Below are 20,197 nucleotides of genomic sequence, written 5' to 3'. Positions count from 1 at the left end.
ACACCGCGTATCCTCGAGCCGATTCCTAAATTGCGGTGTCCGAAACCTCCATGATTGTGGTTATCATAGGTTACGGCGTGACGACCGTAAACAGAATTGTTGAAGACGTGATGTCAACGCCGCTGGAGATCGTCTCGAAGGATGCGACGCTCACGGAGGCTGCAACAGCGATGCGCGACAAGGAGATCAGCGCACTGGTCGTATCGACGGATCCACCCTCGATCGTCACCAGCACTGATCTCGTCGCTTCGGCCGCTGAGGGCCACGATCCCACCACCCAGCAGGTGTCCGACGTAATGACGGAATCGGTCGAGACCGTCCCACCGGATCTCTACCTCGAGGAGGTCGCTGCGATGATGACTAATTTCGGTATCAACCATCTGCCAGTCGTCGACGGTGACGACTACCTCGGGATGATTTCGTCGACCGACGTTACATCCGAACTGTCCTAAGCGGTTCCAGTCCGGAAACGGACGCGAATTTCATTTCGCTTTGCCGGAGTATCGCAGTCCGTTTCCAGTAGCAGAACCCGCTACTGTGCTGTCCAGAACAACTCGAGTGTTTTCGTCGTGTGTCCAGTTCGACTGTTTGTGTCGGGGGCTTCGACCACGATGTGATCGGACGCGCCCTGCAAGCGCCGTCTCATTTCTCGATTTCCCGAACGATCGACGCTATCATCCCAACTCAATTCGCCTACTGTAACTATTGTACCTATGAGAGTGTCATAGAGCGATTCCCACACCGACTATGTAGACATCCTGATTCGATAAGTACAGATGGACTACTTATCGACCGTTTTACCAGCCACGAACAACTAGGGTGTGATGAGAAATGAACCGGACTGATTTGATGGTGGCGGCACTGATCCTACTCCTAGTAGCAGTCTTTCTGATAGGGACCATCCTAGCCGGTTTGACTGCCGGATTGTGGTGAGTGGTTACCGAACTACACGTATAGTTGGCTTTAGCTGCTGAATCTATCGGAGGGAGGGCAAACGAAATGACTCGAGCGATCGGTGAACCGGATCGGAAACACTTCGATAGAGGTGTGTTTCGTGGCGCGATTGAAATTGCAATGGCTGAGAGACACAATAGCATTTATACAAGATGAGACGTGGCCAGAAAGTGCAATCGAGAGTGCTCAGAGCTTGCGTTCGATATCCGATATTTCAGAGGGTATTCCGCCAGATTACACATCGATAGAGGTGTGTGGTAGGACGAATCCGCGATACCGATTCAGACGGCCACCTGTCAGGCAGTGCCGGCGAGTTCGCGACCCACCATGCGGGTGCGTCGGGACACAGTGACAGCAGATCGCATCAGTTTTCGTTCCGAACCTGTGCCTTGACGACACTCGTTACCTCGTCCGCAGAGACCATATCGAGACGCGAATCTTCACGAATTGTTTCAAGAATCGTATCGGGACGCTCACCGAACTGAAACTCGAGGAACATGCCCGAACTCGGCCCATGACTCCGCCGTTCGAAGTCGACAAGCGAGTACGTCGTCATCTCTTTCATCTTGTTTACATACGTCTCCTGATGATATTGTTCGGCACCGATCGCGTCAGTGAGGAACTGATAGACACGATACCCGGTCGTGCTGCGAGCGGATTCGTCGTCCGCCTCGGCAGCGACAGTTGCGGTCGCGTAGAGACATAGCTTCTTCTGAGTGCTGATCCCGCGGACGACCTCGAGAACCCGATTTTTCTCGACTTTATCCTGTGCTTTGCGAACGTGTTCTTCACGAACACGTTCGTCACCTTCGCGTTCTGCGAGCTCGCCGGCAACACGCATCAGGTCGATCGCCTTGCGGGCATCGCCGTGAGTCTGTGCCGCAAAGGCCGCCGCCAATGGAATGACATCGTCGTCGAGGACATCCTCGTAGAACGCGTCCTGTCGACGGCGAAGGATCGACTGGAGTTGATTCGCATCGTAGTCGTCGAAATGGACGTCTTCCGGGGTAAACGAACTCAGAGCCCGACTACCCACAGCCTCCATCATTTTCGTATCGTTCGAAATCGCAACGACGGAGATGTGAGCCGTGAGTTCGTTGTTTGCACCGGCTCGAGAGAGTTGATAGAGCAGTCGAGAAAACGCCGGCTCCTGTTTGTCTCGGCGACCGACAAGCATGTCGAGTTCGTCCAGGACGAAGACCGCTGAGTCGAAGTTCTCGTTGACGATCCGATAGAGTTCGTCCCACTTTTCTTTCGTCGCGACGCCGTGTTTCGGAACCTCCACGTCGACGCCAGCTTCGGCGGCAGCGCGACTCGCCAGTTCGTAGACCGCAACACCGAGGGTGTCGAGATCCTGGCAGTTGACTTCGACCGTCCCGAACCGGATATCGCGGGACTCGCAGATGGAACTAATATTCTTGCAGACGGCTTTCGTAATGAGTGATTTTCCGGTTCCCGAGGGACCGTAAAGAAAAAGATTTGGCGGGCGGTTATCACCCAGAGCAACACGGAGCATCTTGGTGACCTCTTGGAGTTGCGCGTCGCGACCGACGATCCGATCCTCCTCGACGATATGATTCGGATCGAGAAGCGACCGGTCACGAATGAGTCCGTCCTGTTGGTCGAACTCAAGTAACATGTCCTCGATCGATTTCGATTCACTGGTCGGCGCTGGATCGGTCGAAGATGAGGGTCGCTCGGATGCAGTCGAATCAGACGAGGAAGGAGCCTGCTCCGTCGTGTCATCCTTCGATGTCCCCGCCCCATCGCGAGGATCCTCGAAGTGGTCCATACGATGACCCATACAGGGTGGAACCAAAAGTGTTCCCCCACCGCTATCGATGTGTATTTCTTCGATTGAGAAGGTATCGCCACCAGTTCCCCTGAGCTGAGAGTAGGCAACCGCGAGTCGTGACCGACGACCGACGATGTGTTATGCCGCAGTACGGTGGTAACACAGACACCCCTCTATCGATGTGTTCGAGGTGAAGGTGGAGACAGAAACAGAGCCTTTGAACGAGAAATGAGCGTGGTGGAGAAACCGTTCTGAGAGGATTCGATACAGAACAGCCTTGAGAAGGAAGATCTAGAGGATCTGTGTCTCTGAGAGGAACGCTGCTCTATTCAAGCAGTAGGGCGATATCTGACGTGATTGAGACAACAAAAGAGCGGCAGTTCGGAACACATCGAACACATCGATAGAGGGGTGTGTGAGTGTCTAGTCTAGAAGCTAGAAGAAGAGAAGAAGAAATCGACTTGCTTAGCGTCCTTGATATCCGCTTATCTGCTCTTTGCTTCGATATCTCGAGGTACCGAACCTCTCACCTACTCTCCCCCGTCGGATACCCCCCCCCACCCCCTTCGACACATCGAACACATCGATAGAGGGGTGTCTGTGTCACGACGTCCTCGTTCGTTTTCGGCACAGCTGCCGAGCTCTGAAAGCCACACATCGATAGAGGGGTGTCCCTTCACAGACTTAAACAGTCTCCCATGCCGATCATACAATTTTACTATCAGTAAGCAATTCCATCACGACTCACACTGATCTCGCGTATTATCACCAATCATGTCAATCACAACTATTTCACCGTCTCTTTCACTGTCCACGCCCCAACGTTCGACTCGAGTTGCAAGTGATCACCTCTCACAAACACATCGATAGAGGGGTGTCTCTGGACGATTCCACAAAACCATCGAGTCCACCGAAGCTTCTGTTGTCCGGCTATCTATTCTCCGATCCTGCTTGACGCTCGCCCACCGGACGATATCGGTGAAACCGCTCATGTTCCAGTCGCGAAACGGTGCGTAATGTGGAACCGAGATGCCGTAGCGATCGGCTATCGTAGCCACTGAACGTCAACGTACATTCGATTGCGCAGCTATCGTGCGATCTGTGTATCAATCGTTTCAGTTGTTCCTATAGATCGCTGCGTTCAAAGCCCAGATCAGAACCCTTTCGACCGCTCATCGGTGAGAGTCGATCGTGCATACTGCTCGTGCTGAACGGCCCGACAGCCGCCGTAGCTGGATCGTGGCGATCGTCGGCTCTGTAGCGATGGTTTTTACCTTCGGGACACCGCTTTCGTACGGTATTTTCCGTGCACCGTTCAGCGATGCATTCGGCGTCTCATCGGTCGCGCTCTCCGGTGTGTTCTCTATCATGCTCTTTACGTTCTTTATTGGCTCCGGGCTCATCGGCGTATTCGGCGCACGGTTTGGGGCTCGAGCGGTGTTGCTCGCGTGTTCGCTCGCAACGGGTGCGGTCGCACCGTCGCTGTATCTCTTCGAGTCGCTCGGTGGACTGCTCGCCGTGTTCGCTGTCCTCGGACTTGCACTCGGAACGGCGTTCGTTCTCCTCGCCTCCGTCGTTCCGCGTTGGTTCGAGGTTCGCCGGGGGGCCGCAACGGGACTGCTCTTCGTCGGTAACGGACTCGGACTGTTCGTGCTCCCACCGATCTGGCAGCGCGCGCTCTCGGCGATCGGCGTGCGGCGTGGCTTTCTGTTGATCATGTCGACAACCGCCCTCGCCTTTCTCCTCGCAGGGCTCGTCTGTCGACGCCCGAACTGGGCAGCACAGTCGACTGCGACCGCCAGCGAACTGCTCGAGTGGCTCACTCGCTTAGCCGGGACGCGAACGTTTCAGTTGCTGTTCGTCGGGATCGCGCTCTCGTTTGCGTGGTACCAGCTGCTTGCCGCCTATGCTGTCGATCTGTTCGCTACTCGCGGACTGACGGCTGCCGGTTCCTCCACCGCGTTCGGGTTGATCGGCGGTGTCAGTATCATCTCGCGGATCGCCAGCGGCTATCTCGCCGACGTCATGGGCTCGCGACGAGCGTTTCTCGCATCACTCGTCTGTGCGGCTGTCGGTATCGCAATGCTGGTTGTCCCCTCCGTTTCGATCATTGCGGTTGCGATTTGCCTGATCGGGCTCGGACTGGGTGGCTCCGCGACGCTGTATATCCCGCTTCTCATGGGTGTTTATTCACCCGAGAAAGACACTGCCATCGTCGGAACGTTCAACGTCGCGATCGGTGTCGCCGCTCTCGCGATGCCACCGCTCGGAACAGCCAGCGTCGAGTACACCGGAAACTTCACCATTGCAATCCTTCTAACGCTTGCCGCGGCAGTCAGTGGATTGTGGGCGACCGCTGTCGGCACAGCCGGTCCGTAGTAGAGCCTGATACAGACCGATAGCGCATGCCTCCGTCTTCAGGCGGAGGTCAAGCAGTAGGCCCGGCGCAACACTCGCCATCGGTAGCCGGAGTGGATTTCGTTCGTAATCATTGAGTCGATTAGCATACTTCCGTCTTCAGACGTGGGTTGAGCGGGAGGCATAGCACCGTCCAAGTTAGGTTACCACGAATGGCTGGATTTCCAACGCTATTGAACAAACACGATATAAACCTAGGGTGGACTACGGAAACGACGGAAGTAAGCTAACTACGCCTTGAAGGACATGGCATTCAGCGTGGACTTCCGATTTAACCGATAAGGGGGGTAGCGAATATCTCCATTTACCTGAAAATCAGGCGCTAATGCCCGTCCTCAACGAGCGAACCGCGTCAGCGGTGACCGAGTAGGGTGGGAAGGAAGTCACTCGAGTGATCACTTTCCCTGCCGGGTTCGGCCAGAGCAGGTATCCAGAGTGGCGTTAGCCACAGGTGGATGTCAGTTCGAAGCAAAGATATTGGTCGCGACCCAGACAAGGACCTCCTCGCCGTCCTGATTGCGTGCGACCGTCTTGTTCCGAACATAGCCACGATCGTCGCGGCTCTCCGATGGACGCGTTTCGAGAATCTCGTTCGAAACAGTAAGCGTATCGCCCGCTCGAACCGGGTTCTGCCACCGGAGCTCGTCCAAGCCAAGCGCACCCATACTCGCAGCCTCATTGAGGAATTCGTCTGCGAGGAGCCGCATGCAGACGCTAGCAGTGTACCAACCGCTCGCGATTACCCCACCAAAGATGGAGTCCCGAGCAGCCTCCTCGTCAACGTGGATCGGCTGCGGATCGTACCGTCGTGCGAACTCCATCATTTCATCCTTTGGGACAGTATAACTACCGAGTTCTCGTCGTTGGCCTTCCTCGAGATTTTCGAAATACAGATCTGCCATTTCCGCTGTACAGTTGTCTCTCTCAATAAAAACTTCTCCGTAACAGCGCCAGCATTCAGAAGTGGCTATAAAGTGTGGCTAGTAATACTGTGTAGTATTACTGTCCAGCAACACTGTCTTGTCTGGATAGTATTTTTATATAAGGAGACCATCTGCTTAGCGTGTATGATTCCGTATACAGTCTGGTCCGAGGCGGGTGGCGTCGGAAAGACGACGCTTGCGGCTAACCTCATGCGTGCGCACGCGAATCAAGGGATGAAGGTTCTCGGAATCGATATGGATCCGCAGGATGGCGGCCTCACCAATCACTTCGGTCTCGATGATCGGAAGGCCGACAGCGAAGCCGACAATCTCGTCCTCCACATGGTTGACCGACCACGAGGCGATTTCCATGACCTCATCCAGTCGACTGAAGGCGTAGATCTCGTTCCGAGTCACAATAATCTCGGCAACCTTGCTGATCTCCTCGCGACGGCCAAGGAACTCGAGGACCAGACGAGCCTCGAGGGGGAGTTCGAGAAGGAAAAGCAGCTCCGACGGGTCCTCGTCGACGCGGGTGTCCCATCGGAGTACGACGTTATCATCATTGATCCACCAGCGTCTGAGGGGCAACACCTGTACAACGCGGTTTACGCAACGTCGAATCTCCTCATCCCCTTCGAACCATCTCCGAAAGGCGAGCGGAGTGTTCAGGGCCTCCGTGATGTGGTGAGTGGCCTCGAGGCTGAACTCGGAGATATCGACGTCGGTGTTCTCGGTACCGTCCCGAACAAGGTCAAGGGGACAAACGTGAACCAGAAATATCTCAGTGCACTCGAGGAGGAGTCACTGCCGATCGCCCCTGTGTCGATTGGCGAGCGTGGGTCGATGCTTGGTGACGCGTGGGACAACCAAGTGTCGATCTACGAACTCGCGGAGAACGACGACTACCGCGATCTTCGCGATTACGAAGAACCGACGCTCGAGAAGTTCGACGAGCTAGCCGAGTTCATTGCCGATCAATTTGCGACGACAGAGGTCACAGCATGAAATCTGGTGGCCAAAACCCGTTTGCTGACGAGACTGAGCAGAGTGACCAATCAGAGGAGCAGGAAACAGAAGCCAGTACTACTGGCCAGTCAGAAGAACAAGAAAATGTGGTTAGTAATACTGGTGGTACTGGTCAGTCTGACCAGACTGATGGGCAAAAAGATGCAGCCAGTAATACTGGCCAGGCTGGCCAAATCGATCAGGAAGAAAACCCGACGCCGTCTGGCAGTAATACCCGTCAGTTTGACCGATCAGACTTACCGCGAATAGTCGTTCGAGACTCAGTCAAAGAAGATCGCGATGGGGGTGTGCACCAATTGTTCGTCTATCAGGATACCGAGGACAACGAGAAACAAGCACGCCGCGAGCTCGAGGACCGATTTGACGATGACCTTTACAAGCTTGATGCTCGGGAAGCGATCTATCTCGCCGGGATGCAAAATTTAGACGACGCCGAGGATATTCTCCGCGAGTGGGGTATGGATTTCTAGCACTTCCGTTTTCTTAGACCGACCACTCTGAAAATCAGACTGTGATGTGACTTGGGCATGCCGTCATCGTGTCGCAATACCGATGTGGATCCCTCTTGTCAGAAGTAGCGTATCGTAGATGGTAATCCCGATTACAGCAAGGCAGAATGTAGAACACCAGTTGTATCGACTGGACGTGAGACTATTCCTTGAGAGGAAAAACTCGACGCTATCAACGAGTAATACTGGTCAGTTTAACTGATCAGACTCACCTAAAACACCGTTAGGGGCACTGTCAAAGGAGACCGTGATGGATGCTGCCGGACTTGAGGTCAGTTCGCTCATCCTCGTTGAGTTTGGCTTCGACCGTGGAAATGCGGCGCCTCTCAAAACCCACACGCTCTTGACGTAGTGAGATGGGTACTGTCGGGTCGTGGCGGAGCGACCGACCTTCACGGACACACCGGGTGTTCAGGTGTTACTTCCAGACAATTCATAAGAGAAGTCGAGGTGAATTAAATTCGACTGCAACCGCGTGCCTTGATTGGGATGTGCGGTCTACACGGCGAAGTCTCGGGGCTTGTCCCCGAGATACTTCACACAAAGCCTCCGATTATTGCGGCCAGCCAACTCACACAGGTGTGAACCGGTAGCCGTCCCAGTCTTGACTCTCGGGTTCCCGAATGCCAGCGCCGGGTTCGCGGAGTTCGTCGACGTGGACAGGGCGGACCTCATCACCTGTTTCAACATCATCGGTGGTCAACTGGCCGATCGCGCGGACGGATTCACCCTCTACGTCGAACTCGACGATCGCGAGGTAGTTCGGTTCGCGGACGCCGGGCGGCGTCGCGGTGCTGGTCGTCCAGGTGACGACTTCAGCGGTATATTCGCTGAGATCGATCGTTTCCGCCGGATTCGAGCCACCGGGACCGCGCGGGTGGCCGGGATAGCTGATCGTACCGTTCTCATATCGGATCGCGTCCATCGTCATTGTGCTGCCTCCATGATGGTGGTGATCACGCAGTTACCGAAGCCGCCGACGTTACAACAGAGGCCGACATCCGCGTCGACCTGTCGTGGGCCGGCCTCGCCGACGAGCTGTTCGTAGATCTCGACGCCCTGTGCGACGCCACTCGCACCGAGCGGGTGACCCTTCGACTTGAGGCCGCCAGACGTATTGACCGGAAGTTCACCGTCTTTCTCTGTGTATCCGTCTTCGACAAGTTGCCAGGCTTCCCCCTGGTCGGCAAACCCGAGTCCTTCCATCTGGAGGAACTCGAGGATAGTGAACATGTCATGGAGTTCTGCGACATCGATATCGTCAGGACCGTAGCCGCTCATCTCGTAGGCGCCGTTCCCGCTCTTCACGACGCCTCCCATCACGGTTGGATCCGCACGCTCATGGACGACATGCGTGTCTGTTGCTCCGTCGACACCTGCGATCACGGCGTAGTCGTCCGTGTACTTCCGGGCGACCGATTCGGGGCAGAAAAGCAGCGCGGCCGAGCCATCCGTCACCGGACAGAAGTCGTAGAGACGGAGCGGATCGGCGATAATCGGTGACTCCAACACCGTCTCGAGATCGACTTCTTTCTGGAACTGGGCGTTGGGGTTGTCGACGCCATTTTTGTGGTTTTTGACCGCCACTTTCGCCAAACTCTCCCGGGGCACGTCGAATCGTTCGAGATAATGGCGCGCTGTGAGGCCAGCAAACGATGGGAGCGTGACGCCGGTCTTGTACTCCGTGGGATGACCGATTGACGCAATGATGTCGGTCGACTCGCCGGTCGTTGTATGAGTCATTTTCTCACCGCCGACGAGCAAGGTCATGTCACTGGCTCCGCTTTTGATCGATTGCCAGGCGGCGTAGATCCCGGCTCCGCCGCTCGAACTCGTCTGATCGACTCGCTGGGTGTATGCCGGCATCATGTCTAGGTCGTGTGCCAGCGCGTTCATCACCCCCGTCATCCCTTCGAACTCACCGCTGGTCATATTCGAGACATAGAGGTGCTTGACGTCGTCTGCGTCGACGCCTGCGTCCTCGAGACACTTGATTCCGGCTTCCGCGAGGAGATCCATTACCCATTCCCCCTCGCGTTGTCCGAACTGAGTCATTGAGGCACCGATAATCGCCACGCGATCTGTCTGTCCAGCTGAAGATTGACGATGCGCCGTCATTCGCAATCACCATCCAGTGTCGGTCGCAATGGTTTTCGGGAATGTGTCATTCGGGTAGCTTGCTGGCCGCTTCCCTTGTGGATTGGCTGAGGGATCATAGGTCGATACCCCCATTAATGTCACTGACTTTGCCGGTGATGTAGCTCGATTGCTCGCCGGCAAGAGTTCGGCATTCCTTAGATAGCATAGCCGTCCTCCGTACGCTTGATATGGTCGTTTGCGGCGAGCGATCTGATAATTGGAAGAATCGTGAGCTTGGGCAACTCTAACAGTTGCTGGATCTCAGATACGGTCGCCTTCTCCATCACGAAGAGGGAGAGGTAGACGAGTTTAGCCTGTGATGATGCGAGACCATCCGGAATCGCTACTTGCTGTTCGTTCGTGGATATCATCGCATTCGTGCTGGCAACGTACTTGTATATATAATCAATCGCTCATGTTTTATATCTATGATTATTTTTTATGGAGTGATAGTGTGCGATAGGTCGCACCGTCACCGTCTAGTGTGACCTCCTCCTCACTTTGAAGTCCTCCTACGGCTGAAGCCGTAGGATTCCCGATCGTTGGGATAGTATGGTTTGCAGTCGGCGACCTGTTCTCGGCCCGCTACCCTGCCGGTGTATTTGTCGAACAGGCGGACTGCTGGCTGCGCCAAACAGCCGTCTCCTATCCGTTTCAGGACTCGGAGTACCGTCGCTCGCATATTCTCCGCAGCGTTCAGATCCCGTTCGCCACTAATCCACACTCGTCACAGACGTACAGTCTACGTTCCACGCGATTCGCAGATGCTTCCATCCCGCACGCACAGCACGTCTTCGACGTTCGGAGCCCGGATTCATCAACGCGCTCGACGCTGATCCCGTGCTCTTCGGCTTTGTACTCGATCATGCCGATGATCGTGTCAAACGGTCGATCGTGGAACTTCTTGTTCCCGTGGCGACCCCATTCAGCATCATCACGGATGTCTTCCGGGTGTTCTACAGCGATTTCACCAACACCACGAATAGTACACTGCTCCACGATGTCTCGCGTTAATGCGTGAAGCGAATGTCGGCGATGCTGCTCTTTCTTCTTCCGCGTCCATTCTGCTTTCTTCGATGGGCCGTCATCACCTTCCGTGTCGCATTCGACGTGGCAGAAATAGTGTCTATCCTTTTTCACAGCGTTTTCCGGGTAGAGAGCGTTTCATCGCCGTTCCAGACGACTCTGACTTGCTGGACACTCGTAACGTCTGCAAGATCGACGCCCGGGCGTGTTTCGTACCTCTCCTTGTAGAAAGATAGACTGATAGAGTTACAAAAGCCACGGTCACCTGACCCGTGGTCGTTTACGTGAGGTGGATGTCACTAATTGACTCAGTGAAAGTCAATTGCAGTATAGGCAGGCGTATATTTCGCTGTGGTGGCCTTGGCTAATCCACTGTTTTCTCTTGCCGCAGTTGCTGCAGCGATTAGATCGTTCCTCCGGGTCTTTGTCGCAGTTTTGTCCGGGATAAGCTTGCATATTTATAAATCACAGGGGAGGAATAAACAAATTTAGTATTCATTGCCTTTGCAAGCTGAAAGAATCCAATTGCAGAGTTGTATCCAAGCAAGCCATCCGTCTTCACGTGAGTCCGATGCCCTCAGCAATCAGTTCGTGCGAACGGAACGCATCCGTATGGGTTGCGTGGATGTGTTGAATCATCACTTCGTCAACGCCGACGCGTTCCGTGAGTCGTTCAAGAAGTGATGAAATCGTCTCCGGGCTCCCGGAAATCGCTCGTGGCCATTCATCAGCAGTGAGTGTTGCGGGCGTCGGCTCTGGAACGCCACCGAATTCGTCGATAGCCTCTTCAATGGACGGTCTCGTGCCGACAACCCCGCGTTGCATACGCTGGTATGACGCCTCGGCCACGGCTCGGAGTCGTGCCGCCTCTTCATCGGTCTCTGCACAGACTGCGTTCACAGCGATCATACCTTGTGGCTCGCCGATACTACCGGCAAGTGACGACGACTGGAACTGTTCGCGATACGTCTCGAACGAGCGGGTTGCCAGCTGCGGTCGAATGAACGCCGCAAAGCAGTATGGGAGCCCGAGTTCAGCTGCGATCGCAGCGCTTGATGGACTTGACCCGAGCACCCATGGCGTGGGGACGTCCTCGCCCGAACGCGGTATCTGCAGGTCGCTGTAGGGATGTCCGTCAGGGTAGTCGTCATAGAGGTGGTTGACGACGGCTTCGATCTTCTCTGCATGATCTTCATCGGGATTCTGGATGTGTCGGTCTGTTCCGAGGGCTTGATCTGCCGCAGGCGATCCATTAGCCCGGCCAAGGCCCGCGTCAATACGACCTGGTGCGAGTGAATCGAGTACGCCGAACTGTTCGGCGACTTTGAACGGGCTGTAGTGGTTGAGTAGCACTGCCCCTGATCCAAGTCGAATCGATTCTGTTTCAGCGGCGAGGTGTCCAAGCAGCACTTCGGGCGTCGTCCCGGCGATAGTGTCTGCCATGCTATGATGTTCGGCCACCCAGAACCGAGAGTATCCGAGCTTTTCAGCCTGTTGAGCGGCCTCAACGGTGTTCGCGTACGCGTCACTCGCGGTCCCGTCGTTCGGAACGGGAGACAGATCGACAACAGAGAGATCCATACCCTGATTCAGGGATTGCAAGAGTTAACGGTTTGGTTAGTCTTTCTTCTTCTTGATGATACCGTCGAAGCTCGTGTGGGGATTCTCCAGACGGAAATATACGAATTCGTCGCTTCTGTCTCGCTCTGGCGCTCTCGATGAGAAACTTTTTGCACTAACTGAGTAATTACTTGTATGTCAGCGACACTCCTCATCCTGTTCGCTAGTGACTCTTCGAACAGGTATACTCGATCGAACATGGGACACACAGATGATCTGGCCGCATCCACGTAGATAGCCTCGTCTCTATGAGTGATCGATCCCGACTTTCGCTTGTCGTCTGGAGTGTTCTCGTCTCGCAGGTGTTTCTCTATCCGGGGCTTGACGAAACGGTCTCGGCGCTGGGTGGCAGTGAGAGCATTCTCGCCGGAACGTGGTTTCTAGTCGCTGAGTTTGGCGCATTTGTTCTGTGTGCCGTTTTGTGGGGTGTCGCCAGTGATTCTCTTGGGTCTCGAACACCGTCGGTCGTCTTGGGCGCGACGGGCGGTGCTGTAAGTTACTTGGCGGTTGCAGTCGCTCCTCATGTTAGTCTCGGGTTCGGTGTTGTGTTGCTATTGCGAGTCGCCGGTGGTGCGTTTACCATTGGTGCGTTCTCGCTGTCGATCACGATGCTAATGGATCGCTCAGGTGGACACGGTCGAAACATGGGTGCAGCAGGGACAGCTATCGGACTCGGTGCGGCACTCGGCTCGGTCGTTGGTGGGCAACTCACCACGGTTGATCCGCTTGCGCCACTATACGGGGGTGCAATACTCCTCGGTGGTTCGGCTGCCCTCGCTGCGACGATCCCCGACCGGAGTGTCGGTGGTGGGCCCCTGTCGATACAGTCGTCGATCGAGTCCGATCGAGTCCGATCGTACCCGATCTTACTTGTGCCGTTCGCATTCGGATACATCGATCGCTTGACTGCGGGATTCTTTGCGTTAACCGGTGTTGCGTACTTCAGAGATACATTCGATATCGATGCTGCAACAGCGGGATTCACGCTTGCGTTATTCTTCGTTCCGTTTGCAGTATTACAGTATCCAGTCGGATCGCTCTCGGATCGAATCGGGCGATTCCTGCCAGTCGTTGTCGGATCACTGCTATATGGAGTGACGATCATCGCCGTCGTACTTTCGCCTACTTACGTGGCCGCAGCAATTCTGACGGTACTCGTCGGTGTCTGTGGGGCGCTTGTCTCACCAACGACAATGGCACTTGTCACTGATATCGTACCGGCGACGGAGCGTGGTGCAGCGATGGGCGGATTCAATGTGTTCGGTAGTCTCGGGATGTTGAGCGGATTTCTCATCGGTGGAACCGTTACAGAGCTGTACGGCTACCTACCGGCATTTCTCGTAGCTGGTGGACTAGAGGTCGCGATTGCAGCGCTCGCGTTTCAGCCTGTTCGGCAGATCACGGATTCTGACACAAGACTGTCACACGGCCTGGGTGACAATTGAAGATGACTGGCGAATGCCGACAGGAGAAGGCTTATACTTACTAATCGATTAGTTAGTGACATGGCTCAGTCAACATCGCAGAAACGACCGTGGCTCGCGATGCTACTCGCGATGCTCGCTACCGGGCTCGGTCACCTTTACCTTCGGCGGTGGCGTCGTGCGCTCGGATGGCTCGCTGCTTCGTTCGTCGTGACCACACTGTTCGTCGATCCGACTGCGCTCGACGCGTTTGTGACCGGAAACGGTGGACTCGAGGAGGCGTTGGTTGTCGCACCGCTGTTCCTCGTTATCGGCCTCAGCATCTTGGACGCGTACCTGCTCGCGCGCTCTCAGCGTGTTCCAAGCGCGGTCGATCCTGCCGCAGCGGAGTCGACACCCTGTCCTCATTGCGGAAAGGAACTGGATTCCGACCTCGAGTTCTGCCAGTGGTGTACGAAGCCGATCGATGACATCGATCGGGAGCGACTCGAGGAAGGGGACGGTCGATAATAATCATTCTACGGACTTACGACTGGTACTCAGTCATCAGCGACTAGAGCGGCGGTCACGTACTCTGCTGCGGTTCGCCTCGCTGTCTCGAGCGAATCTTCTTCGTCGAACACAACCGCTCGTGTCCGCGCGCCGTCGACGATTATCATGAGCGCTTGGGCTACGTGGTCAGTGTCGACATCGTCGAACACGCCTGTCTTGACCCCTTGGTCGATCACTGTGCGGATCAGGTACTGAACGTACTCATCGTTTTGCTGAAACCGCTCGCGGAATTGGTCGTTGTACGGCACTTGACTCCGCATCTCCAGTATGGCGACGAGAAGGTCTTGATGGTCCTTGGGATTGACGAGCAGTTTGTCGAGTAGCAACTCGAGTCGCTGCTCGGGATCTGTCGTCTCGACCTCGTGAACCGTGTCCTTGAACTGATCGAGAATGAAATCCAAAAATGCTGTCAGCAGGTCGTCCTTCGTGTCGTAGTGGTAGTGGATTGCAGCGGTTGACTTTCCGTATTCATCGGCGATACGCTTGATCGTGAGATCGGCATATCCGTGCTCACGAAGTGCGCGGTACGTTGCGCGCATGATCTCCTCGTGTGGATCGGGTTCGGCCTCTGTCGGCGTATCGGCCATCGTACGAGTACTGATGTGGGCCGCAGATAATAGTTTTGACCCACTCGTCAGATAGTATCACTTCGGACGGTGTCGGTGTAGACGTCTACATAGGTGAAAACCGATGACCTCTCTTGAGAGCGTTGCGTTCCAAACCCTTTTGACTAATCGGTTAGTAAGTATGCGTGCTTCCCGATATGGACGATGATACAGCTACTGAAATTCTCGAGGCGACGTCTCGGGCACTCTGCCAGCACGGATACGCCGATCTCACTCTCAAAGACATCGCTGACGAGGCAGACCGGAGTAAAGCAGCCATCCACTACTACTACGACAGCAAAGAGAACCTCTTCCTCGAGTTTCTCGACTTTCTGTACGAACGATACACTGCGCAGCTTCCCGCAGTCGACGGTGGCACGCCGCGTGACCAACTCTATACGCTCCTCGAAACGGCTCTCACTGACGAAGAAGCTGCGCCTGCCCAAGAGTACCAAACCGCGCTACTCGAAGTGACAGCGCAAGCGCCGTACAACGACGCGATCCAGACGCGACTCGTCAGCTTCGATGATTTGCTCTTCGAACGGGCGCGGGAGATCATCACGGCTGGTGTCGAGATGGGCGAGTTCAATGAAACGGTCAAGCCCGCCGTCGCTGCCGAGTTCCTTATCACAGCTATCACGGGAGCACATACGCGGCGTGTAGCTATCGATCAGTCATTCGAGCGATCCTATGAGGCGATCACACAGTACGCTGAGACACACTTTCTCGCAGACGAGCTATCGGAGGCGACCCATTAATGGGAGTTCGAAGTCGCATTCGATCTTTGTTCAAGGGACCCGAGGAGTTCGATCTCACCGCGGGTAGCATCGGCAAGCCCCTCTTTTTCTTGTCGATGCCGATCGTCGTGACGAACCTCTTCCAGACCGCGTACAACCTCGCGGATACCTTCTGGCTCGGCCAGTACAGCACGGATGCCCTGGCAGCGATCAGCTTCGCGTTCCCGATGGTCTTCCTGCTCATCTCTCTCGGGATGGGAATCTCCGTCGCCGGCAGCGTCCTCGTCGCACAGTTTACCGGTGCAGACGAAGAACGCGAAGCCGAGTACGCCGCCTCGCAGACGGTGACGTTCGCCGCTATCGCCGCAGTCATTCTTGGCGGCATCGGCTACGTCGGCGTCGACACCTTCCTCGGCCTGCTGGGCGCCTCGCAAGATGTGCTGCCGCTGGCGACCAGCTACATGGAAGTCATCTCTCTCGGCCTGTTGTTTATGTTCGGGTTCGCTGTATTCATCGCACTCATGCGGGGATACGGCGACACGATCACGCCGATGCTCGTCATGTTCGGGTCGGTGGTGCTCAACATTGTCATCGATCCGTTCTTGATCTTCGGGTGGACAATTGTCGAGAACGCCCCGCTTGTCGGCACGCTCTCGTTCCCGGAACTCGGCATTCAGGGCGCGGCTATCGCCACCGTGTTCTCGCGTGCGCTCGCACTGATTGTTGGTCTAGCAATCATGTTCCGCGGAAACCGTGGTGTCCAAATCAACCTCCACGATATGGCCCCTGACCCCTCGTATCTCCGCCGCCTCGTTCGCATCGGCTTGCCGGCATCCATCGAAGGTACTGGCCGAGCGATCTCGATGAACCTGCTGTTGGTCATCGTTGCGATGTTCCCGGACACAGTCGTAGCTGCGTACGGTATCGGTACGCGTGTCTTCTCGGTTGCCTTCCTCCCTGCCCTCGCCGTCGCCCGTGGCGTGGAAACGATGACCGGCCAGAATATAGGGGCTGATAAACCAGACCGAGCAGAACAAGCGGCAGGGCTGGCCGCGAAAGTACTCTTCGGGGTCCTCACGATCGCAGGAATCGCCGCCTTCCTGTTTCCAGAACCCATCGTCTCGGCGTTCGTCGGTGCTGACCAAGCGCACGCCGCCCAGGTAGTCGATATCGGTGCAGAGTTCATCCGGTACGTCGCGCTGACGTTCGGGTTCATGGGCATTATGCGGGCGTACACGGGCAGTTTCCGTGGTGCCGGAAAGACGCTCACTGCAGCGGCGATCTCAGTGCTGACGCTCGGTGTTGTCCGCTTCCCGATCGCGTGGCTCACTGCGGGCCCGCTCGGAGAAAGTGGTATCTGGCTGTCGTTCGCTATCTCGAACATTGCGGGAGCAATCATCGCCTACGCATGGTATCGACGTGGCACGTGGCGCGAAAGTAATCTGACCGAATCCCGAGTCGACCTCGGTGAAACCAGTGTCGAGGTGGCAGGCGATGACTGATCCAGCGCCACTCTCCTCGTCACAAATCAACCGTCAGTTAGAGACAGTGCTCAGTGACACAGAAGAAGCCGGGCTCCCACTTATCCGTGAGGTTCTACAGGAACCCTGCGACAGGTGGTACGGCCAACTGGTGGGACACGCATACGCCTCGCTGACAGACACTCGAGACCTCGAGACCGTCCTACCAGCTGCAACAGGAGTCGAACTGCTCCGCGGCTACGTCCGCCTTCGGAGTCGATTATTCGTTACCCTCTCCGGGAAAGGGCTCCACTCACTCACGTTAGAACCCGCACCGGCGCTGCTCGCTGGTGACTACCTGTATTCGGTCGCATTCTCTTCACTCCACTCGATACCCGACGCTCCGTCCAGTGACTGTTTCGAAATACTGACAACGGTTCTCGGAACCATCACGGAAGCATTTGCCCGTGTATACACGTCAGCCGAACCGGCGGATTACGATCCAGCGACGTTTTTGGATGAGACGGCAGGGAGTCTTGGTAAAGGTGCTGCCGTCTTGGGAGCAACGCTTGCTGGCGTCGATGACTTGCATCGCCGGCACTTCGCGCGACTCGGACACGAACTCAGCACCGTCCGACAGGTTGACCGCGTTCTCGAAGCGAATCGGAAAGAAGCGATGGTTGTCCTACCAACGCTGGACGAGTCACAACTCCAGACACACGCCCAACGGCGGCAAGATGGCGCTGACCGAGCTCTCGACGCACTATCGAAGACTGCTGACGTAACAGATTTGCGAACTTTCACTGAGTCGGCACTGTCTAGATGAGAGTTTGAGGAACGAGCAGGTGTCAAGAAGTGTCTATGCAACTCGCCAACCTGCTCAGAGAGAGCTTAGATTCGCTAAACCGTTCAGTGCTGGCTATGTCCTGTCCAAGTTGTACTTTTCTTCTGCCCGAATCGTTCCTCAACTCTAGGCATTAGAGAGTATCAGTGGTTGGTAGCTGGGTCCGGGGTGGAGAAACGAAACTCACTGAGCCGACCCAAGAGGACAACGAGTCCGACACCGACGACGAGCGCGCCACTGGTGGCCTCAGGCATCCCGAATCGTTGGTTTAGACGTGGCGAGAGGATGGCCGACCCGACGATCTCGAACAGTCCCCAGGCGAAGAACACGAGACCGATTTGAACCGTACCGAGACCGATGATGAGCGGCGTGTACGCGAGCAACGTGAAGAAGCCGAAGGTGTAGAGCATGCCGATAACTGCGTTCGTAAATACGCCCGTGTGGCGGAACGTCCCGACGACATCGCGAATCCCCTGCTGGCGTTCGGTGTCTGGTTCGGAGACTGTGGCGATGACGAACCCGAACGTAATGATCATCAGGATACTGGTCCCAGCGAACGGCAGTCGCCATGACTGTGCGCCGAGCAAGCCACCGAGAAGCGGCCCACAGGCGATTCCAAAGCCGAGTGCCGCTTCGTAGAGTGTGATAGCTCCCTCACTGCACCCGCCAGCGACACCGACGATGATAGCGAGTGCCGTCGTGGTGAACAGCGCGTTTCCGAGTCCCCAGACGCCACGGAGAATCGACAAGGATTCGATCGTCGACACGAACGCACAAGCCCCCGCGAAAACGGCAACCGTTGCAATTCCGAGGGGCATCGTGTTTTTGCTTCCGAATCGTGTGGCAAGCGCGCCCGCAACCAGGTTAGCGAGCCCCATAACCAAGAGGTAGCTCGTGAACAGAAACATCACCATGAAGTGGGATGCCCCCATCTCACGCGCGATACTGGGCAGAATCGGATCGACAACCCCGATTCCGAGGAAGGAAACGAACGTTGCAAGTGCTGTTGCAAGAACAGCCGGATGGAAATCTCGAAGACCCATACAGAGTAGGCACTCTCTCGCACATAACAACTTATCTGAAATATTATAAATATGTGTTTAGCGTACCATGGGAATAAATTCTCACATTTTATCGGTTGGCAAACACGGCGATCGAATCAGTCACGATCAGCGAGGAGTCCAGCAATGTCGAATGGAAGGGATACGATGTGGTTGAGCAGTCGCTTGACCACCGTCGCTCTTTGGTTCATCTCCGCGGACAGCAGTGACAGCGACGATGAGTGGTTTGGCCTGACAGCGGACGAAGCCAGCGAGGTAGCAATGGTACTAGGAAGTGCCATCGCGGCGGCGAAACCGAGTGAAAGCGTGTAGAACAGCGCGACAATGTCGAGTTTCCGTTCGCGTTGGACCAGTATTCGTTGTGCGTGCACGCTCGAGCAATTCATCAGGGGGAAACAGGGGAACGCTCTTCGAATTCGATTCACAAGTACTGAATTCGGTGCTTTGTAGGTCACATCATCCACCGGATTTCTCAGACCGCTCGTCACAACGCCATCCAATCAGATGGCTGTGCAATCTGCTAACCTAGAACGGATGCCGGGTTTAGTTAAAATTACCACTTGCCGGATTCGTACCCCAGTGGAAAAGGGTTGCCCCGAAAATAGTGATGGCACCCAGCAGGATGAGAGGAAGAACGGATCCGCCGGTCACGTGATGTAGCGCGTTTACAATGAGCGGTGTAAGGAACGCAGAGCCAGCCACGGTCATATTGATCAAGCCGACCGTCGCAGTCGCATTCTCGGAACCAAAGCGAGTGAGGATAATCGGTGACCAAAGCGAGGCGAGGGGCCCAAGGGCGATACCAAACCCGAAGAGAACGACGTAGATTAGAAGGTTCGAGTGAGCAAATGGGAATCCAACCGCGCAGAGACTGGCGAGGACGGCACTTGTTATAAAGGTCTCGCGCTGGCCCACACGGTCTCCAATGATCCCACCCCCGACGCGGGTGAAGACGCTGACGCCACCGATGATACTGAGTCCAGCGGCGGCGATCGTGACATCGATACCGTTCGCTGTGAGAATCTCGACGAGGTGGGCGGAGAGTACGTAATACCAGCCAAAAGCAAGGGCGAACCCGATCGCCGTACTGAGAAACCGTAA

General features: G+C 55.7%; 18 protein-coding genes and 1 pseudogene. 8 read left to right on the top strand and 11 right to left on the bottom strand.

Annotated elements, in window-relative coordinates; genetic code table 11:
* The first annotated feature begins 110 nt into the window (after nt 1-110).
* Nucleotides 111-452 (top strand): CBS domain-containing protein, encoded by a 342-nt coding sequence (locus tag ACERI1_RS16225; protein ID WP_373619504.1) that lies wholly within the window; start codon nt 111-113, stop codon nt 450-452.
* Between the two features lie 866 nt (nt 453-1,318).
* Here ACERI1_RS16225 and ACERI1_RS16220 read toward each other — a convergent pair.
* A complete protein-coding gene (locus ACERI1_RS16220) occupies nt 1,319-2,746 on the bottom strand; it encodes an orc1/cdc6 family replication initiation protein (RefSeq protein ID WP_373619503.1) in 1,428 nt (475 codons plus the stop codon).
* Nucleotides 2,747-4,012: 1,266 nt separating this feature from the next.
* Here ACERI1_RS16220 and ACERI1_RS16215 point away from each other — a divergent pair.
* Nucleotides 4,013-5,128, top strand: coding sequence for an MFS transporter (locus ACERI1_RS16215; RefSeq protein WP_373619582.1), 1,116 nt, complete (start codon nt 4,013-4,015; stop codon nt 5,126-5,128).
* A 497-nt stretch (nt 5,129-5,625) separates the two neighbouring features.
* On the opposite strand, the gene ACERI1_RS16210 is transcribed toward ACERI1_RS16215, so the two are convergent.
* Complete coding sequence (locus tag ACERI1_RS16210) at nt 5,626-6,069, bottom strand: MaoC family dehydratase (RefSeq protein WP_373619502.1); 444 nt, start codon at nt 6,067-6,069, stop codon at nt 5,626-5,628.
* Between the two features lie 165 nt (nt 6,070-6,234).
* On the opposite strand from ACERI1_RS16210, the gene ACERI1_RS16205 reads away from it, so the two are divergent.
* Together ACERI1_RS16205 and ACERI1_RS16200 are read left to right on the top strand one after the other, a co-directional pair.
* Nucleotides 6,235-7,098, top strand: a complete 864-nt coding sequence (locus tag ACERI1_RS16205) for a ParA family protein (protein WP_373619501.1) — start codon at nt 6,235-6,237, stop codon at nt 7,096-7,098.
* Nucleotides 7,095-7,589, top strand: coding sequence for a hypothetical protein (locus ACERI1_RS16200; protein WP_373619500.1), 495 nt, complete (start codon nt 7,095-7,097; stop codon nt 7,587-7,589). Before ACERI1_RS16205 ends, ACERI1_RS16200 begins: the two co-directional genes overlap by 4 nt.
* Before the next feature lie 610 nt (nt 7,590-8,199).
* Here ACERI1_RS16200 and ACERI1_RS16195 read toward each other — a convergent pair.
* The 5 genes from ACERI1_RS16195 to ACERI1_RS16175 form a co-directional block, all read right to left on the bottom strand.
* Entirely contained in the window at nt 8,200-8,559 is a 360-nt protein-coding gene (locus ACERI1_RS16195) for an OB-fold domain-containing protein (protein WP_373619499.1), read from the bottom strand.
* Nucleotides 8,556-9,746 carry a thiolase family protein gene (locus ACERI1_RS16190; protein ID WP_373619498.1) on the bottom strand — a complete coding sequence of 397 codons (1,191 nt, stop codon included), beginning with the start codon at nt 9,744-9,746 and terminating at the stop codon, nt 8,556-8,558. The genes ACERI1_RS16195 and ACERI1_RS16190 overlap by 4 nt, the downstream gene beginning before the upstream one ends.
* A 176-nt stretch (nt 9,747-9,922) precedes the next feature.
* Complete coding sequence (locus tag ACERI1_RS16185; RefSeq protein WP_373619497.1) at nt 9,923-10,138, bottom strand: MarR family transcriptional regulator; 216 nt, start codon at nt 10,136-10,138, stop codon at nt 9,923-9,925.
* A gap of 325 nt (nt 10,139-10,463) precedes the next feature.
* Complete coding sequence (locus ACERI1_RS16180; protein ID WP_373619496.1) at nt 10,464-10,766, bottom strand: zinc ribbon domain-containing protein; 303 nt, start codon at nt 10,764-10,766, stop codon at nt 10,464-10,466.
* 585 nt (nt 10,767-11,351) lie between these two features.
* The gene (locus tag ACERI1_RS16175) at nt 11,352-12,374 is read right to left on the bottom strand and encodes an LLM class flavin-dependent oxidoreductase (protein ID WP_373619495.1); all 1,023 of its coding nucleotides are present in this window, start codon (nt 12,372-12,374) and stop codon (nt 11,352-11,354) included.
* A 287-nt stretch (nt 12,375-12,661) separates the two neighbouring features.
* On the opposite strand from ACERI1_RS16175, the gene ACERI1_RS16170 reads away from it, so the two are divergent.
* Complete coding sequence (locus tag ACERI1_RS16170; protein WP_373619494.1) at nt 12,662-13,858, top strand: MFS transporter; 1,197 nt, start codon at nt 12,662-12,664, stop codon at nt 13,856-13,858.
* A gap of 60 nt (nt 13,859-13,918) precedes the next feature.
* On the top strand, nt 13,919-14,347 hold the full coding sequence (locus ACERI1_RS16165; protein ID WP_373619493.1) for a zinc ribbon domain-containing protein: 429 nt from the start codon (nt 13,919-13,921) through the stop codon (nt 14,345-14,347).
* A 29-nt stretch (nt 14,348-14,376) separates the two neighbouring features.
* Here ACERI1_RS16165 and ACERI1_RS16160 read toward each other — a convergent pair whose 3' ends face one another.
* Nucleotides 14,377-14,976, bottom strand: a complete 600-nt coding sequence (locus ACERI1_RS16160) for a TetR/AcrR family transcriptional regulator (RefSeq protein WP_373619492.1) — start codon at nt 14,974-14,976, stop codon at nt 14,377-14,379.
* 176 nt (nt 14,977-15,152) lie between these two features.
* Here ACERI1_RS16160 and ACERI1_RS16155 point away from each other — a divergent pair, with 176 nt between their 5' ends.
* Both ACERI1_RS16155 and ACERI1_RS16150 read left to right on the top strand, forming a co-directional pair.
* Complete coding sequence (locus ACERI1_RS16155; protein ID WP_373619491.1) at nt 15,153-15,752, top strand: TetR/AcrR family transcriptional regulator; 600 nt, start codon at nt 15,153-15,155, stop codon at nt 15,750-15,752.
* Nucleotides 15,752-17,233: an MATE family efflux transporter gene (locus ACERI1_RS16150; RefSeq protein ID WP_373619490.1), complete on the top strand. Its 1,482-nt coding sequence runs from the start codon at nt 15,752-15,754 to the stop codon at nt 17,231-17,233. The genes ACERI1_RS16155 and ACERI1_RS16150 overlap by 1 nt, the downstream gene beginning before the upstream one ends.
* 945 nt (nt 17,234-18,178) lie before the next feature.
* Here ACERI1_RS16150 and ACERI1_RS16145 read toward each other — a convergent pair.
* The 3 genes and pseudogenes from ACERI1_RS16145 to ACERI1_RS16135 all read right to left on the bottom strand — a co-directional run.
* Nucleotides 18,179-19,078 (bottom strand): MFS transporter, encoded by a 900-nt coding sequence (locus tag ACERI1_RS16145; RefSeq protein WP_373619489.1) that lies wholly within the window; start codon nt 19,076-19,078, stop codon nt 18,179-18,181.
* A 302-nt stretch (nt 19,079-19,380) separates the two neighbouring features.
* A pseudogene (locus ACERI1_RS16140) lies at nt 19,381-19,560 on the bottom strand (IS4 family transposase); the annotation flags it as partial.
* A gap of 79 nt (nt 19,561-19,639) precedes the next feature.
* On the bottom strand, nt 19,640-20,197 hold a 558-nt coding region (locus ACERI1_RS16135; RefSeq protein WP_373619488.1), incomplete at its 5' end, for an MFS transporter.

The sequence above is a fragment of the Natrinema sp. HArc-T2 genome, from assembly GCF_041821085.1.
In the GTDB taxonomy this organism is placed as follows: Archaea; Halobacteriota; Halobacteria; order Halobacteriales; family Natrialbaceae; genus Natrinema.
The sequence above is the reverse complement of the archived record's forward strand: the minus strand, read 5'-3'. Positions and strand labels throughout refer to the sequence as shown.

Coding starts and splice junctions, on each gene's coding strand:
- ACERI1_RS16200 (WP_373619500.1), top strand. CDS start 7,095: ATGAAATCTGGTGGCCAAAACCCGTTTGCTGACGAGACTGAGCAGAGT.
- ACERI1_RS16185 (WP_373619497.1), bottom strand. CDS start 10,138: ATGATATCCACGAACGAACAGCAAGTAGCGATTCCGGATGGTCTCGCA.
- ACERI1_RS16165 (WP_373619493.1), top strand. CDS start 13,919: ATGGCTCAGTCAACATCGCAGAAACGACCGTGGCTCGCGATGCTACTC.
- ACERI1_RS16195 (WP_373619499.1), bottom strand. CDS start 8,559: ATGACGATGGACGCGATCCGATATGAGAACGGTACGATCAGCTATCCC.
- ACERI1_RS16190 (WP_373619498.1), bottom strand. CDS start 9,746: ATGACGGCGCATCGTCAATCTTCAGCTGGACAGACAGATCGCGTGGCG.
- ACERI1_RS16145 (WP_373619489.1), bottom strand. CDS start 19,078: ATGGGTCTTCGAGATTTCCATCCGGCTGTTCTTGCAACAGCACTTGCA.
- ACERI1_RS16215 (WP_373619582.1), top strand. CDS start 4,013: ATGGTTTTTACCTTCGGGACACCGCTTTCGTACGGTATTTTCCGTGCA.
- ACERI1_RS16150 (WP_373619490.1), top strand. CDS start 15,752: ATGGGAGTTCGAAGTCGCATTCGATCTTTGTTCAAGGGACCCGAGGAG.
- ACERI1_RS16210 (WP_373619502.1), bottom strand. CDS start 6,069: ATGGCAGATCTGTATTTCGAAAATCTCGAGGAAGGCCAACGACGAGAA.
- ACERI1_RS16170 (WP_373619494.1), top strand. CDS start 12,662: ATGAGTGATCGATCCCGACTTTCGCTTGTCGTCTGGAGTGTTCTCGTC.
- ACERI1_RS16220 (WP_373619503.1), bottom strand. CDS start 2,746: ATGGACCACTTCGAGGATCCTCGCGATGGGGCGGGGACATCGAAGGAT.
- ACERI1_RS16160 (WP_373619492.1), bottom strand. CDS start 14,976: ATGGCCGATACGCCGACAGAGGCCGAACCCGATCCACACGAGGAGATC.
- ACERI1_RS16225 (WP_373619504.1), top strand. CDS start 111: ATGTCAACGCCGCTGGAGATCGTCTCGAAGGATGCGACGCTCACGGAG.
- ACERI1_RS16175 (WP_373619495.1), bottom strand. CDS start 12,374: ATGGATCTCTCTGTTGTCGATCTGTCTCCCGTTCCGAACGACGGGACC.
- ACERI1_RS16155 (WP_373619491.1), top strand. CDS start 15,153: ATGGACGATGATACAGCTACTGAAATTCTCGAGGCGACGTCTCGGGCA.
- ACERI1_RS16205 (WP_373619501.1), top strand. CDS start 6,235: ATGATTCCGTATACAGTCTGGTCCGAGGCGGGTGGCGTCGGAAAGACG.